Annotated in this window: 12 protein-coding genes; all 12 read right to left on the bottom strand. The window is 52.1% G+C overall.

What is annotated here, in order from left to right:
- Positions 1-23 precede the first annotated feature (23 nt).
- Positions 24-1,493, bottom strand: a complete 1,470-nt coding sequence (locus tag AC0L73_RS15225; protein WP_473654136.1) for a sugar ABC transporter ATP-binding protein — start codon at positions 1,491-1,493, stop codon at positions 24-26.
- A 29-nt stretch (positions 1,494-1,522) separates the two neighbouring features.
- On the bottom strand, positions 1,523-2,575 hold the full coding sequence (locus tag AC0L73_RS15220) for a substrate-binding domain-containing protein (protein WP_227951002.1): 1,053 nt from the start codon (positions 2,573-2,575) through the stop codon (positions 1,523-1,525).
- A gap of 35 nt (positions 2,576-2,610) precedes the next feature.
- Positions 2,611-3,588: an ABC transporter permease gene (locus AC0L73_RS15215; RefSeq protein ID WP_473654135.1), complete on the bottom strand. Its 978-nt coding sequence runs from the start codon at positions 3,586-3,588 to the stop codon at positions 2,611-2,613.
- Positions 3,585-4,529, bottom strand: a complete 945-nt coding sequence (locus tag AC0L73_RS15210) for an ABC transporter permease (protein ID WP_473654134.1) — start codon at positions 4,527-4,529, stop codon at positions 3,585-3,587. The genes AC0L73_RS15215 and AC0L73_RS15210 overlap by 4 nt, the downstream gene beginning before the upstream one ends.
- Positions 4,522-5,145 carry a cysteine hydrolase family protein gene (locus AC0L73_RS15205; RefSeq protein WP_473654133.1) on the bottom strand — a complete coding sequence of 208 codons (624 nt, stop codon included), beginning with the start codon at positions 5,143-5,145 and terminating at the stop codon, positions 4,522-4,524. Before AC0L73_RS15205 ends, AC0L73_RS15210 begins: the two co-directional genes overlap by 8 nt.
- A gap of 278 nt (positions 5,146-5,423) precedes the next feature.
- Positions 5,424-8,630, bottom strand: coding sequence for an error-prone DNA polymerase (locus AC0L73_RS15200; RefSeq protein WP_473654132.1), 3,207 nt, complete (start codon positions 8,628-8,630; stop codon positions 5,424-5,426).
- A gap of 3 nt (positions 8,631-8,633) precedes the next feature.
- Positions 8,634-10,139, bottom strand: a complete 1,506-nt coding sequence (locus tag AC0L73_RS15195; protein ID WP_473654131.1) for a Y-family DNA polymerase — start codon at positions 10,137-10,139, stop codon at positions 8,634-8,636.
- Positions 10,096-10,761, bottom strand: coding sequence for an ImuA family protein (locus tag AC0L73_RS15190; RefSeq protein ID WP_227950990.1), 666 nt, complete (start codon positions 10,759-10,761; stop codon positions 10,096-10,098). Before AC0L73_RS15190 ends, AC0L73_RS15195 begins: the two co-directional genes overlap by 44 nt.
- A gap of 112 nt (positions 10,762-10,873) precedes the next feature.
- A complete protein-coding gene (locus AC0L73_RS15185; protein WP_473654130.1) occupies positions 10,874-11,653 on the bottom strand; it encodes an SDR family NAD(P)-dependent oxidoreductase in 780 nt (259 codons plus the stop codon).
- Positions 11,629-12,579, bottom strand: a complete 951-nt coding sequence (locus AC0L73_RS15180) for an SDR family oxidoreductase (RefSeq protein ID WP_473654129.1) — start codon at positions 12,577-12,579, stop codon at positions 11,629-11,631. Before AC0L73_RS15180 ends, AC0L73_RS15185 begins: the two co-directional genes overlap by 25 nt.
- The gene (locus tag AC0L73_RS15175) at positions 12,576-13,478 is read right to left on the bottom strand and encodes a bile acid:sodium symporter family protein (RefSeq protein ID WP_473654128.1); all 903 of its coding nucleotides are present in this window, start codon (positions 13,476-13,478) and stop codon (positions 12,576-12,578) included. Before AC0L73_RS15175 ends, AC0L73_RS15180 begins: the two co-directional genes overlap by 4 nt.
- On the bottom strand, positions 13,478-14,791 hold the full coding sequence (locus tag AC0L73_RS15170) for a flavin-containing monooxygenase (protein WP_227950981.1): 1,314 nt from the start codon (positions 14,789-14,791) through the stop codon (positions 13,478-13,480). Before AC0L73_RS15170 ends, AC0L73_RS15175 begins: the two co-directional genes overlap by 1 nt.
- Positions 14,792-14,817 lie beyond the last annotated feature (26 nt).

Raw genomic sequence — 14,817 nt, 5'->3', positions numbered from 1 at the left:
CCTTTGTATAATAGTCACTATATTCAATTTAGCGTACCGGTGGCCGCCTGAAGCACTTTCTCTTCCGTCAGTTGGCTGGTTGGCAAATCTTCTACGATGTCGCCTTCATGGAGAACGAGCAAGCGATGTGCGGCCGCAAACAATTCCTTCATCTCGGATGAAATAAAAATAATTGCTACCCCCTGCTGGGCAAGTTCGACCAGCAGCTGATAAATCTCTTCCTTCGCCCCAACATCAACCCCTCGTGTTGGCTCGTCACATATAAGCACTGATGGATTACACATGAGCGCCCGGCCAAAAATCGCCTTCTGCTGATTTCCACCACTCAAGGTGCTTATCGGGACATCGACAGAACTCGCGACCAGATGCAATCGATCAAGTATCTTTGTGCCAGCTTTCTTTTCATTTCCCTGACGCAAAAAACCAAAGGATGTAAATCTTTCCAGTGCCGACGCAGTTGTATTTTTAAGAACAGACAGATTGGCAAAAAGACCGTCATGTTTCCTGTTTTCGGTCAGATAAACAATACCTTGCTGAATGGCATCCTGCGGAGATCCGGGATTGACTTTCTCCCCATGCAGGAGGATGTCCATATCGTCATTTTCCTCTATACCGATGAGCTTGCGCGCAAGACGGGTCCGACCAGCGCCAACGAGTCCGGCAACACCGAGTATCTCGCCCTTTACGACCGTGAAACCACGACGTTTGTCTTTGAAACTAACCTCAAAGATTGGCTCCCCTGAATCAGCCGTAGAGAGCCCTGAGGACTGCTCGATATCATGGCCGATCATCATACGAATGATATCCGCAGGTGAGATATCCGCTGTCTGCACCGTATCAATTTTCTTTCCGTCCCGCAGGACGGTCACCCGATCAGAGATTGAGAATATCTCCTCCATTCGGTGAGACACATACAGGATCAGCATGCCCTGCTGTTTCAGTTGTTCGATGATACGGAAGAGGTTTTCCTGTTCGGGTATCGACAATACAGCCGTTGGCTCATCGAGGATGAGAAGACGGGACTCAACCGAGAGCGCCCGTGCGATTTCAACCAATTGCAAATTGGCAACCGTCAAGTTCTCAACCAGAGCTTTTTCATCCAATTCAAGGTGATATTTATCGAGTATTGCGCGCGCATCGGCGTACATTCTCTTATGGCTCAAGATGCCGGATTTTCCGCAAGGCTCTCGCCCCAAAAATATATTCTGCGCGACAGTCAGTTGAGGGATTGAGCTGAATTCCTGATAAACGGTACTGACGCCGCAACTGACGGCAATGCCAGGAGTTGAAAGCTGTACAGCCTGGCCATCAATTATTATTTCGCCATCTGTCGGACGGTAAACGCCAGATAGCAGATTCATTAGTGTACTTTTTCCGGCCCCATTCGCACCAACTAGAGCGTGGACTTCCCCTGCCTTGGCAGAAAAATCCACGCTCTCAAGTGCTAACACACCAGGGAATCGCTTCGTCAATCCTTTGATTTCAAGCAACATTGCTGCCCCTCAGTGTGAATTTGATAGAGTTATTTCGGTTTCCATTCTTCCGGCAGCTCACTGGCCCACCAGTCATCCGGACGATCCGCTTCCGCATAGGCACCCGCTGCGCCGGGAGAAATATACTCTGATGGAACCTTCATGCCCTTGCGCACACTTTCACCGCGCAAGATACGCATGCCGAGACGAAGTGCTTCCTGACCTGCCCGTGTCGGGAAGGTAACGGCACCGCCCTGGTTATGATCGCGAACCCATTTCAGCCAACCGTTATATTCATCGCCCGGTGACATCACAACTTCACCAAGCCGACCGGCTTCATCGAACGCTTCAGCCACGCCGATAGACATCTGTCCAGCGGGAGAGAAGACACCGTCAATTTCAGGATATTTCTGCAGCAGGTTTTCCGTAATCTGCTTCGCTTTCGCCCGGTTCCAATCGCCATATTCCGCGCTCAGCAATTCGATACCCGGATACTCTTTCATAACCGCTTCAAGCGCGGCGAGCTGATCGACAGCCGCCGTTGTTCCGGCGATTGGGAGCATGGCAAAAATCTTGCCCTTACCACCCATATCCTGAAACAACCGACGGGCAACCATCTCACCCAGATTCCACTGATCAATAAAGACACTCGCCGTAACGGAAGGACTGTCGACAAAGCCACCGCCAGTGTTAATTGTCGGGATTCCTTTATCTTTTGCTTTTTTGAGGGCCCCTTCAATCGCCTTGTCATCAACGGGCCAATAGAGGATCAGGTCCACGCCTTTGCTGATCAGATCTTCGATGTCCGCAACCTGTTTCGTCGGGTTGAAGGCCGCGTCCGTAACGAGCACTTCGGTTATTTCGTCGTGAAGAGAGGCTTCATACCTGATGTGCTGAAGCGTGAACACAACCCAGGAGTTCCCCATATAACCGGCGGCAACACCGATTTTAAGTGGTCCTTCTTTCTTGTAAGCAGACGTGTCGACCATTTCCGCCGCCCGCTTCTCCTGCATAACCCGGGCATCATCAGCAGCCACCGCCAGACCGGTCCATAATCCGATCAAAACCAAGGTGCTTCCGACAAATGTAATAAGTTTTCTCATTGCCTTCCCCTTATTGTGTTGTGTGCATTGCATACCTAACGCACTTTCTTGAAATAAATGTATGCTGAAGATGCAATAATGATTATCGCACCCTTGACAATAAGCTGGGCGTTGTAATCAAGCCCAACGATGTTGACTAAATTGAACGCAATCAACAGTACAAAAACTGCGGCAATCGTGCCGCCAATTCCGCCGCGCCCTCCCTGAAACGTCGTGCCGCCAAGAATCACCGCCGCGAGCACGTCGAACTCCAGCCCCCGACCGGCGAAAGTACTGGAAACACCTGAGCGCGCGAGAAGCGCAATCCCCGCCATAGCCCCCATCAAACCAGAAAGGGCATAGGCGGTGATGGTTATTTTTCTGACGGGTAGTCCAGAGAGTTCCGCAGCCAGAGGATTGCTTCCGATGAGATAGAGGTTGCGACAGAACTTTGTTGTTTGCTGTATTCTCACGCCCACCAAAGCAAGGCCCAGAAAAGTGAGCGCAAGGACAGGAACAATACCGCCAATCCTGTAATTAAAGAATTCGCGAAAACCATGAGAGACAATCCCCCGTGCGGTGCCGCCCGAATAAATTTGCGTAATACCCATGACCACCACTGCCATCCCGAGTGTAAGGATAAAGGGAGAAACGCGATTATAAGCGATCAGGGTTCCGTTGATCCCACCAATAATGGCACCGGTGGCGAGTGCGACTGTTACCGCGAGGGGGATATTCGCGACATGGCCATCCATCAGGACCGCCGTTAGAACAGCCGTGAGCGAAATAACGGCACCGACCGACAAATCAACACCGCCGAGGATCATGACCAATGTCACACCGATGGCGGCAATCCCGACCGGTGCCGCCTGACGGACGACGTTGAAAATATAGACGGGGCGAAGAAACGCATCAGATAATAGGGCCGCAACAATAAACAGCAGCGCAAGAACAACCCAGATTGCGTTGGAACTTGCCCACTGCCAGAGCTTGATCTGAATTCCGTCGACGTCGCCTTCCATTCTGTCACTCATGATGCGACGATCCTTTTTGGCTGATTGAGAAGGATAGCGATCACAACGATCAGGCCTTTGACAAATATCTGAACAAAGGAAGATATTTCCATCAAATTCAGGATATTACTGGCAACGCCCAAAACAAAAACTGCTGCGATGGTTCCAAGAATGCTACCACGTCCACCCGCGAGGGATGTCCCACCGAGGACGACGGCGACAATGGCATCAAGTTCATACCCAACTCCGGCGTTGGGATAACCCGTACCAAGTCGCCCCGCGACGAGCATACCCGCGACGCCCGCGGACAATCCGGAGAAAATGAAAGCCCAAACCTTGACACGCCCCGTCAGAATACCCGCGCGACGCGCCTGTTCTTCTCCCCCGCCAACAGCGAATATATGCGCGCCAAGGCGTGTTCTATGGAGAAGGAACGAGACAAGGACCGCAACAAAAATCAGTAAGATAATCGCAAAAGGCACGCCCAAAACCGTTCCATTTGCCATCCAGGAAAATTCAGGGGACGTCTGCCCCACACTTCTGTCTGTATAGACGAAGATCAACCCTTGCAGGATACTCAGCATCCCGAACGTCAGGATGAGCGGATGAATACGCAACAGGTTATTGAGCAAGCCATTGATCATTCCAACACCGCCGCCCAGACCGAGAGCAGCAAGGATAGCAACAACCGTCATACTTGACTGACCTTGCATTATATCGGCAGCAATAACGACAATAAGCCCGAGCAGCATACCGACGGACAGATCAATGAGACCCGCAATAATCACAACCGTCTGACCGATCGCAAGGATCGCCAGCGGCGCGGACTGTATGGCAATATTGGTAAGATTGTTTATCGTCCCGAACTCCGGCACGAAAATAAACGCGAACAATACGATCAACCCCAGCAGGACAATAATGCCGTATTTACTGCTCAGGATAGAAGTCAGCGGATTACGCATGTTTCATCCGCGTCGATATATCGTCGGAGCTAGTGACCCAGCCAAATTTCATCGCGAAATTTTCCAGGGTTGCGGCATGTAGATTTGGCGCAAAAGATGAAACAGCATCCGCGACCATGATTGTCTTGAAGCCGTGATGAAAGGATTCCCGGGCTGTTTCCTCAACGCATATCTGCGTGACCGTACCGGTGACAATAACCGTTTCTATTTCCAGCGCATGGAGCATATCCGCCAAGGCTGTGCCATGAAACGCGCCATAGCCGAATTTTTCGATAATGTGATCCCCGTTTTCAGGATAAATTTCACTGATGATATCGGCGCAGTCGAGGGATTCGTTGCGGTCTTCATAAAGCCGCTGATGCCCTTTCCAGCAGCATTTTGTCTCCTCCTCACACTCGGGTGACCAATTCCAGAGTAGCGATCTATAAGGTGTGGAAAGAAATTTGGTGTAAAAAACCGGGCGTTTCGCGGCGCGAAATATGGAAATGAGCGATTGGTGCTGCGCGATTGTTTTGCGGGCATCGGGTACTTCCAAAGGCGCCCCGGGCCGCACAAAATCATTCTGCATATCCACGATTAACAAAGCCGGATTGTCTATTTCAAGCAATGGTGCCACTACTCTCCCCTCCGCATTGAAGTCGCCATTTTCTGAGGCGGTTTTAACCAGATAACTAGATCAAAATGACAGATTATTTACTGAAGAATACCGAAATATGTCGTTTGCATTCCTTTTTAGATCCGCCGTTCGCGCCGCATTCCAAGCCCCCATGAATTGACTTACCCAAGTCACAAAACTAAATATTACCCAGAACCTTGTCAATAGTAACCAACTGGTTAGTTGATAAAAATTTAGGGTGTATGCCGCACCTCGGAAGGCACCGACATTTTTCTCGATTAATGAAAATCCCGTGAAGGAAACAGGGCCTTTGTCATATCACGGGGATGCTTATGCAGACTCATCGCGCTGCCTTTAATTGGAGTCGCTTTAGACAGTTTTTTGAGGAAATTCTCATCATCCAGGCTTTCCAGATAGTAAGAATAATCCATAATGTGATCCGCAATCAGATGAGTAACGATATCTTTGCGTTCAAGCACCCCGGATATCTTAACCAACCGCCCGGTCATCACCGCCCGCCGGAAGCGTTCAAAAACTTTTTGCCAGACAACAACATTTATGCTGCCTTCCTCATCTTCAAGGGTCATGAACACCACCCCCTTCGACGTACCCGGTCGCTGACGGGCAAGGACAAGCCCCGCCACGCTCACGCGCTGCTTATGGGAGACTGACAGCAGGGATTTGGATTGCGCTGTGCCCGGAAACTGCGGGCGGAGAAGTTTGAGCGGATGATCCCGCAAGCTGAGGCGAAGAGAACGGTAATCCTGCAGAACATTTTCACCGACATGCATTTTAGGTAAAGTGGCATCCGGATCGAGCCCCTGCTCATCTTCTCTCGCGTAGGAAAACAAAGGCAGAGGCTTCTCGCCCTTGATCCCGCTCGCCTGCCACAGCGCTTCACGTCGATCCAGATTAAGAGAAGAAAAGGCATCCGCATTTGCTAACCGTTTGAGAGCCGCGGGTTTCACCCCGGCCCTCATCCATACATCGCGCACGGTGACATATCCATTCTGTCTCGCCGCGACGATCCAGGCCGCATCCTCCTCATTCATGCCTCTGACCTGCCGCAGTCCCAGACGCAGCATCAATCCGCCCTCCCCCGGTTCCAGAATGCTGTCCCATGCCGAGTAATTCACATCAGGTGGCTTCACCGTCACCCCATGCTCTCGGGCATCGCGAATAATCTGTGCGGGCGCATAAAATCCCATTGGCTGGGAATTCAGCAAGGCACAAGCGAAAACGTCCGGGTGATGGCATTTAATCCAGGCCGAAGCATAGACGAGCAACGCGAATGACGCCGCGTGGCTTTCCGGAAATCCATATTCGCCAAACCCTTCAATCTGCTTAAAGCACCGTTCTGCAAACTCAATGTCATAGCCATTTTTTTTCATCCCTTGAATAAACTTGTTATGGAAGGAATTGATGGTGCCCATCTTGCGGAAAGTCGCCATGGCACGGCGCAACTGATCCGCTTCCCCAGGGGTGAAGCCCGCGCCCACAATGGCAATGCGCATAGCCTGTTCCTGAAACAGGGGAACGCCGAGTGTTTTGCTCAGAACTCCTTCAAGTTCTTTTGACGGATAAACCGCTTTTTCTTCCCCATTTCTGCGGCGGATATAGGGATGCACCATATCGCCCTGAATGGGCCCGGGACGGACGATTGCCACCTCAATCACCAGATCATAAAAATTGCGCGGCTTCATTCGCGGGAGGAAAGACATCTGCGCCCGGCTTTCTACCTGAAAGACGCCGATGCTGTCAGCCTGACACAGCATATCATACACCGCGTCATCTCCTTCGGGCAGAGAGGCCAGCGTATGGGTGGTGCCATAATGGGTTTTCATCAATTCGAACGCCCGGCGAATGCAGGACAACATCCCCAGACCCAGCACATCAACCTTCAAAATCCCCAGAGTATCGATGTCATCCTTGTCCCATTCAATAACGGTACGATTTTCCATCGCCGCATTTTCGATAGGAACGATTTCATCGAGGCGAGACTTGGTGACGATAAAGCCGCCCACATGCTGAGATAAATGGCGCGGATATCCCATGATCTTCTGGCTCAACTCCGCACAAAGTGCCAGCCGCCTGTCGTCCGGATCAAGACCTGCCGCTGTTATCTGGGCACGACTTGCGCCCTGATCTGCCGTCGACCAGCCCCAGATAAGGCTTGTCATGGAGGATAAGGTATCCTGCGACAGGCCCAGCGCCTTGCCCACTTCGCGAATGGCCGAACGGGCGCGATAGCAGATCACCGTTGCCGACAAACCGGCGCGGTGGCGACCATATTTCTCATAGATATACTGGATAACTTCTTCACGACGTTCATGCTCGAAATCAACATCAATATCCGGCGGTTCGTTACGCTCAACGGAGATAAACCGCTCAAACACCATATCAAGCCGCTCCGGCGAGACGGAGGTAATGCCCAGAACATAACAGACCACCGAATTGGCGGCAGAGCCCCGCCCCTGACACAGAATTCCCTGCTCCGTTGCAAATTTCACGATGTCATAAATGGTCAGAAAGTACGGCGCATAATTTAGCTCCTTAATGACCGCCAGTTCCCGCTGGACAAGCTCTATGACCTTTTCCGGGACGCCATGAGGGAATAAATGAGCTGGGTATCGGATTGGCAGATGTTGTATAATCAACCGCTCCAGTTCCGTTTGCGGATCCTGCCCGTTTGACACCTCGTCTGGATACTCATATTTCAGTTCACCCAGCGAAAATGTAATCTGCTGGCTGATTTTCTGACTTTGACGGACCGCGTCTTCATAACCAGTGAAAAGCTCAAGCATTTCTTCGGTGCTTTTCAAATGCCGCTCGGCATTCTTCTGCAGACGCGTGCCGGCTTCATCAATAGTGCAATGCTCACGGATGCAGGTCAGGATATCCGCAATCGGGCGGCTTTCTGGGACATGCATCATGGCATGATTAGTGGCAACAACCGGCACCTTATACGCCCCGGCAATCGCGTGCAGCCGGGTCAGCCGCAACTCATCATGGCCAAGCAGCAGATTTTCTGCCGCCATATATAAAGATGGTCCCAAATGAGCTGCCCAATAGCGCAGGCATTCCTCGAAATGCTCATTGATTTCCTCTGGTGGCTGTAAGATGAAGATCATCCCCTCCGCCCATTCCAGTACATCTTCCTTATGGATGAGGCATTGGCTTTTCTCGGCCCGCCGACGCCCGCAACTGATCAGACGGCACAACCGTCCATAGGCGAGCCGGTCCGTTGGCAGCGCGACCAGACATTGCCCGTCGGACAAAAGAAGCTCCGCGCCGATAATGATCCGCTGCCCGATTTTTCTCGCCTCCGCATAGGCCCGGACAACACCCGCTAGAGAATTACGGTCCGTGATAGCAACGGCTTCCAGACCCAACTCCTTCGCCCGGCGGACATAATCTTCCGGATGAGAGGCCCCCTCCAGAAAGGTGAAATTTGTTGTTGTATGGAGTTCAGCAAAACGGAGCATCTGTCAACTTCCCAACCCGTGAACAAACCATTGAGTCTTTTCTTCATCTGACACCCGATAGAGCCAGAACAACGCCCCAAAATCGGCTTTTGCCCACCAGTAATCACGCCCCCCGCTCCGCCAGTCGGGATCATCCCGCCACCAGTCCGGCTCTATCCGTTCTGGCCCCGATAGTGGCGTCAGATGGCATTTCCTGCCGTGCCAGAAAACTGTTTCAGGCGCCCTCTTCTCAATGCTGTCACGCAAGAGAACAGACACCGGCTTCTTCAAAATTCGAAGCGGTCGCGTGCCGGACGGTGATTGCCATTCTTCCAATCGGGAGGCGTACAGCGCGGCCACCCGGCTAAAAGTCCGCTCCGGGATATGGCTGTCGACTGGAAAGAACCGCTGAACGTACCGGGCACCGACCATGTTTGAGAGTTCATTGATCAGTTTTTCCAGATCCTGCTCCCGGTTCTGGGTTTGACTATTCTCCAATGACAATTGGTGACAGGAAAGCGGCGCCACCTGCTCTGCGACCAGAATAAGACGGTCTATGCCAAAGCCCACGTCAATCTGGTCAAAATGGTGCAAAAACAATCGCTTCAAAAGATTCACATCAATACTCGGCCGGGTGAGTTGAATGGAAAAGAACATGGTTTCATGATCCACCCGATCCAGCTGTAATTGCGATTTGCGCACCCCTTGCCGCATTCCGGACAGGCGTTGGCACAGCTTTTCAAGCATTCTTTCCAACGCCGCCTCCACCCCGGCATTTGTCGCCAGCGGGTCAAAAAACTGCTCCTCTTCAATCAACCGCTTCTTATGGCGCGCAAATTCCGTGACCTCCGCTGTCCGCCCAAAGAACCGGTCTATCCGGCACACTCCGTCCAAGCCTAGTCGACTGGTCAGGGCCACGCGGGACAGCTTGGTCAACTCTCCGATTTTTTTCAGCCCCAGTCGCTGGCAAAGCGCGGTGGACGCATAGGACAACCGCAATGCCTCGACAGGCAACTCGCGTGCCGCCTCTTCTAATCTCTCCGTCGTAATATTGCTTTTAGTGCTTCCAAAGTGAGCGAAGCCCCAGGCGGCGGCCTTACTGTCCGCGAGGGCAAGTCGGGTCGTAAATCCGAAGTCCTCCAACTGTGTTTCTATTTTCTCCAGAAGAACGTCTTCTCCGCCGAACAGATGGCTCGCGCCCGCAATATCGAGATATAAATTATGCCCGCCGCCCCGGGATACGCGGGGCGTGAACCGGCTGGCCCAGCGCAGCAGCCCCTGCAAACAGCGAATATCCCGCATTGGGTCCGCATCAAAATAGAGCATATCAGGTGCGGCAGCGCGCACATCGGCGAGGCTCATGCCCGGAGCGAATCCCATATTTCCAGCATTCCGGCTCAAGGCAGAGACAAAGGCACGGTTTGCTTCCCGCATGACCAGGGAAAACGGCCTCGTCGCGAGATCATGATTTTGCCGGATCAGCCGTTCACTCTCCAGAAACGGAAACCAGATGCAAATCATACGTTGCATGGTCAATCTCCACGATCCAGCGGCATGGGGAACCGCGCCGGTTCTTTACAAGATATAGCTCGATCTGCGTTTTCTCATGAGACCAATCGACGACCGTTACATACCAGCGGGTAATTGCCGACCCACAGGCGCTTTCACGCTCCGGGGAGGTTGTGCCCGTATGCGCACCCCTGGTAACAAGACCCAAGCTGTCAGTATTCTGCACGGCGATCTGAAGTTTTCGCATTTGCGTCTGGGTGAGCGGTTTTTGCACTTCAAGCAGCACGCAGCCCACCACATTCGCGGCCAACACTTCATAGGCGACCTTCAGCAAGTCCTTTGTGTCCGGCAGACAAACTGAGATAACCTCTTCCGGTTGGCCGCCGTATTGCGCCATTCCCGGCGGATAGTATTCCTCATTCGGGCTGCTGGTTGCCAACCAGAACGCTCCACCCCTTTTTTGCCGCAGGATCATTTGCGTAAAAAAAACAGCCGCAGGTCCTGTGACCTCATGCATGGCGCCAAGATCCAGCCCTCCCTGCAAAGCATCATCAATCGCGGACAGTCCGATCGGTATAAATTGACGCTCCCGCCGGCCAAGCTCCAGCGCAATAATCTGCTCTCTTAATGTTTCATACCGCATGACGTTCTCTCATATGTTCTCTTTTTGTTCTTATACAAAGTTACATACAGAGTCAAAAACTGTTGCCGCATTAATCCTATAAAAATGATAAGGGGAGGATATGGTTTAACGTCTAGCTACCAGATATCTCCCGTTCCATCAGCCACTGGTAAAGACGCGGTGAGATGCGGTTAATACACCAGGAAAGGCGCGCGACCCGGCCCACCAGAATCATCGGCTGTGCCCGGTCAAATCCACGCATAATCTCTGTCGCCGCGGCGTCCGCTGTCATATAATCCTTGCCATCTGAGGCAGACCCGGGCCGGGCTATTCCATCCGGTTGACGGTCCGCTTTCCCGATATTGGTCGCGACAAATGAGGGCGCGGCAATCTGCACATGAACACCGTGTATCTTTTCTTCGGAGCGTAAAGATTTAAAGAACCCTTCAAGCGCGTGCTTTGATGCCGCATAGGACGTCCGGTGATAGAGCGGCGCAAAGCCAGCGACGGATGAAATCGCCAGATGCGTTCCTTTCGCCCGCCGAATGGCATCCAAAAGTAAGTGCGCAAGAGAAACGGCCGCAAAATAATTGATCTCAAACACCTTTCGATGGCTGAGATCGCTTTGATCTTCAAACGCACCGATCTGTGTAATCCCGGCATTGTAAATGACGAGATCGATAGCATCATATTGCGCGATAATCCCCTCGGCCGCATGTTTGAGTTGCACAGGATCGGTAAGGTCGCACTCCACGAGGCTCTGCGTATCCGTTGTCTGCAAACGACTGACATTGAGATCGATGAGTACCACACGCCATCCCCTTACCTGCAAGTCCCGCGATAAGGCCTGCCCCAACCCGCCTGCGCCGCCTGTAATCACTGCCGTTTTCATAGGCCCGCGGCCTTCTGCCATAGGGAGAAAACCTCTCGGCTTGTTAATTCGGGCATATAACCGAATTCATCCTTCAGCTTTTGGTTATCCAGAACCGGACGATACTGCAGGAATTTAACCTGCTCTGGACCATATTGCGTCAGGCCAAGCGGCTGCGCTATCGCGAGGGCCGCTTTCAAGACCCAGGCAGGGAGCATAAAAATCGGCTTTTGGAGTAGATGAGCAAGATCGCTAATGCCAAGTGCACCGTCACCTGCAACATTAAAGATGCCCGCAGGACCATCCCCTGCCGCCCGCTTTAAGATACGCGCAAGATCACGGGTCCAGATAAAAACAAACGGACTTTCAAATCCCTGTATCGCCAGCAGGCGTCGTTTATGAAACAGAGCCGTGATCTGATTCTCCGTTCCCACCCCGAGCACAGTTCCCACCCGAAAAACCACCTGCTCAAGCTGAGGTGTCGCTTCGCGCGCCTCTCGCAGCATCTCCTCAACCAGTCTTTTATGATGTGAGTAGGCAAATTCCTCATTTCCGCGAATGGGGTCACTCTCTTGAAGCGGAACGGCATTATCTGCATGATAACCATATGCTGCGCCGGAGGACGTTACGACCAGTCGCCGAACATCAGCAGCGATCGCCGCCTCGAGAATTTTCCGCGTTCCTTCAACATCTACCTGATAGGCAAAATCACGCCCCGTTCCCTTTGGCGGCGTCACGATAGAGGCCAGATGGACAATGACATCAGGCCGGACATCGCTGATTACCAAAGCCGGGTCATTGGTCGTCACATCCAGCTTTTGAAACTCAATCCCTGCTGGCAGGTCATCCAGCGGCGATATATCTGTCGCGATAGTTTGATATTTTACATTGTCCGCGAGTTCTTCGAGCAGAGCCCGCCCCACCATGCCAGCGGCACCAGTGACTAGGACAATCGTTTTATCGGTCATCGCGCTGCCTCCGTCCGGGAAAGATACATGGCCAGGCCAAGGCCGGAAATCGCATGCCAAATCCCCCAGAAAGCCGCTGTTACGGCCATGCCACCAAGCCCGTGGAAAAAGGCGAATATCAGGACAAGGCCCAGCGCAGAATTCTGGATACCGGTTTCAATCGTCACGGCACGCCGGTCATAGGGTGACAATCGGGCAAGGGTTGCGGTGCTCCATCCACCTGTGAGGGCAAGAGCATTATGCAAGATCACCAGCCCGGCCACAGCACCGGCAAATTGCTGGAAAAATGTCCAGTTCGCCGCGAGCGCCAAGGCAATAAAGCTGATAAAAATTGCCATGGCCAGCCACTGAAACGGCCGTCTGATCCGGGCCGTCAGCACCGGTGCCCGAAGGTTACATTGCACCCCAAGGATAAGAGGCAATACCAGCATAAACCCGACGGTGATGGCGATCTGAAACGGATCGAGCGATGTTTGTTGCAGGATTTCCCGTGTTGGTGGATAGAGGTTACCCCAGAACGCGACATTCAGCGGGGTCATCAAAATAGCTGCGATCGTCGCGATCCCGGTCATGGAAACAGAAAGGGCAGAATTCCCTCCGGCCCGATGGGTAATAAAGTTGGAGATATTTCCTCCGGGGCAAGCCGCAACCAGAATGAGTCCAAGCGCAATGGACGGTCTGGGCTGCAACATCCACACCATCAAAAATGTCAGCACGGGCAGCACAATAAACTGGGAAAACAGCCCCACAAGGAGGGGTTTCGGTGCCCGGCGGAGCTTATGAAAATCCTGCGGTGTCAGGTCAAGCGCAATGGAAAACATGACGATGGCCAGCACCGCATTCAGGATCAGCATGGAACCCGGGCTGAAATTCAAGACAACATCGTCAATAGCACCCATTATCCTGTCTCCTTAAGCCGCTGGATCCAGTTTTTGACCGACTTGAGATAGGTAGCCTTGTCGACATAATAGGCCATACGCGGCAGATCGATGTAATTCATTCCTCCGGTTGCCCGAAGAAACCCTTTTGATTTTTCAGCCTTCAATTCCTTGGCCGCAGGTGCATCCAGCATCAGCCCCTTGATATATCTCGCAACCATTTCCGCCTGTTCATGACGCCCCTGCCAGCCGAGGCCGCTCGCCTCAACCATACCAAGAACAAACAAATCGTCCCGTTCTGGATGTAAGGCATTCAGATACAAGTGTGGTGCATTTCCCTGCCAGTTGAGCAATTCCTGATCAATAAAAGGATAGTGCAGCTTGTATCCTGTTGCGGCCAGGATCATGTCATATTCGCCGACACTTCCATTCTTAAAATAAACCGACTTTCCATCAATCCGCTCAATATCGGGATGAATCTGGATATCCCCATGCCCGGCATGATAAAGCACCAATGAATTAACGATCGGGTGGCTTTCATAAAGCTGATAGTCAGGCTTCGGAAAGCCATATTTCTGTGGGTTTCCAACGAACCATCTTAAAATCATTCCATCGATACGCCGTTTTAACCACATAGGCAGTTTAATCATCCCACCAAGTGTGTCGGCCGGCTTTCCGAACACATATTTCGGAACAAAATAATATCCGCGCCGCATTGAAAGATCGCAACTGAGACCATGGTGAATGGCGTCCACCGCAATATCACAGCCAGAATTGCCCGCTCCGACAACCAGAACACGCTTACCTTTGAATTGCTCGGGATAACGATATTCACAGGAATGGATCATCTCACCTTCGAATGAGCCGGGAAACTCAGGCAGGTTCGGTTCCGAAAGCGTACCATTGGCGATCAGGATGCCCGCAAATTTCTCACTCTTTTCTCCCTCATCGTCCTGCCAGGTGACTTGCCACCCCTCCCCCGACTGACCGAGCGGAGTAGTCTTTAAAACTTCGGCGTTAAACAGATATTCCTTCCGAAGATCGTAATAATCCGCGAATTCACTGAAATATGCTTTCATCTCGCGATGAGAAGGATATTCTGCCACCCTCTCCTTCATGGGGAAATCTGTGAATTCCGTCATTTTCTTGGAGGAGATCAAATGCGCGGTTTCATACATCGTTGACTTCCGCCCGTCGATATCCCACAGGCCTCCAACATCCGAATGCACCTCAAATCCCTGAAAGGGAATCCCCTGCTCTTTTAGCACTTTTGCCATTGCCAAACCCATTGGACCCGCGCCAATGAGGGCGTAGCGTTTTTTTGTATTTTTCATGCTTCCTCCGTTGCTCTTTAGATTGA

This window comes from Sneathiella sp. D3-11, assembly GCF_055809395.1.
Note: the sequence above shows the minus strand (reverse complement) of the source record. Positions and strands in the feature narration are given on the sequence as shown.

What these genes read in the sequence shown, in the direction of transcription:
- AC0L73_RS15225 (WP_473654136.1), bottom strand. Translation starts at nt 1,493, where the DNA reads ATGTTGCTTGAAATCAAAGGATTGACGAAGCGATTCCCTGGTGTGTTA.
- AC0L73_RS15170 (WP_227950981.1), bottom strand. Translation starts at nt 14,791, where the DNA reads ATGAAAAATACAAAAAAACGCTACGCCCTCATTGGCGCGGGTCCAATG.
- AC0L73_RS15175 (WP_473654128.1), bottom strand. Translation starts at nt 13,478, where the DNA reads ATGGGTGCTATTGACGATGTTGTCTTGAATTTCAGCCCGGGTTCCATG.
- AC0L73_RS15180 (WP_473654129.1), bottom strand. Translation starts at nt 12,579, where the DNA reads ATGACCGATAAAACGATTGTCCTAGTCACTGGTGCCGCTGGCATGGTG.
- AC0L73_RS15185 (WP_473654130.1), bottom strand. Translation starts at nt 11,653, where the DNA reads ATGGCAGAAGGCCGCGGGCCTATGAAAACGGCAGTGATTACAGGCGGC.
- AC0L73_RS15215 (WP_473654135.1), bottom strand. Translation starts at nt 3,588, where the DNA reads ATGAGTGACAGAATGGAAGGCGACGTCGACGGAATTCAGATCAAGCTC.
- AC0L73_RS15220 (WP_227951002.1), bottom strand. Translation starts at nt 2,575, where the DNA reads ATGAGAAAACTTATTACATTTGTCGGAAGCACCTTGGTTTTGATCGGA.
- AC0L73_RS15210 (WP_473654134.1), bottom strand. Translation starts at nt 4,529, where the DNA reads ATGCGTAATCCGCTGACTTCTATCCTGAGCAGTAAATACGGCATTATT.
- AC0L73_RS15190 (WP_227950990.1), bottom strand. Translation starts at nt 10,761, where the DNA reads ATGCGGTATGAAACATTAAGAGAGCAGATTATTGCGCTGGAGCTTGGC.
- AC0L73_RS15195 (WP_473654131.1), bottom strand. Translation starts at nt 10,139, where the DNA reads ATGCAACGTATGATTTGCATCTGGTTTCCGTTTCTGGAGAGTGAACGG.
- AC0L73_RS15200 (WP_473654132.1), bottom strand. Translation starts at nt 8,630, where the DNA reads ATGCTCCGTTTTGCTGAACTCCATACAACAACAAATTTCACCTTTCTG.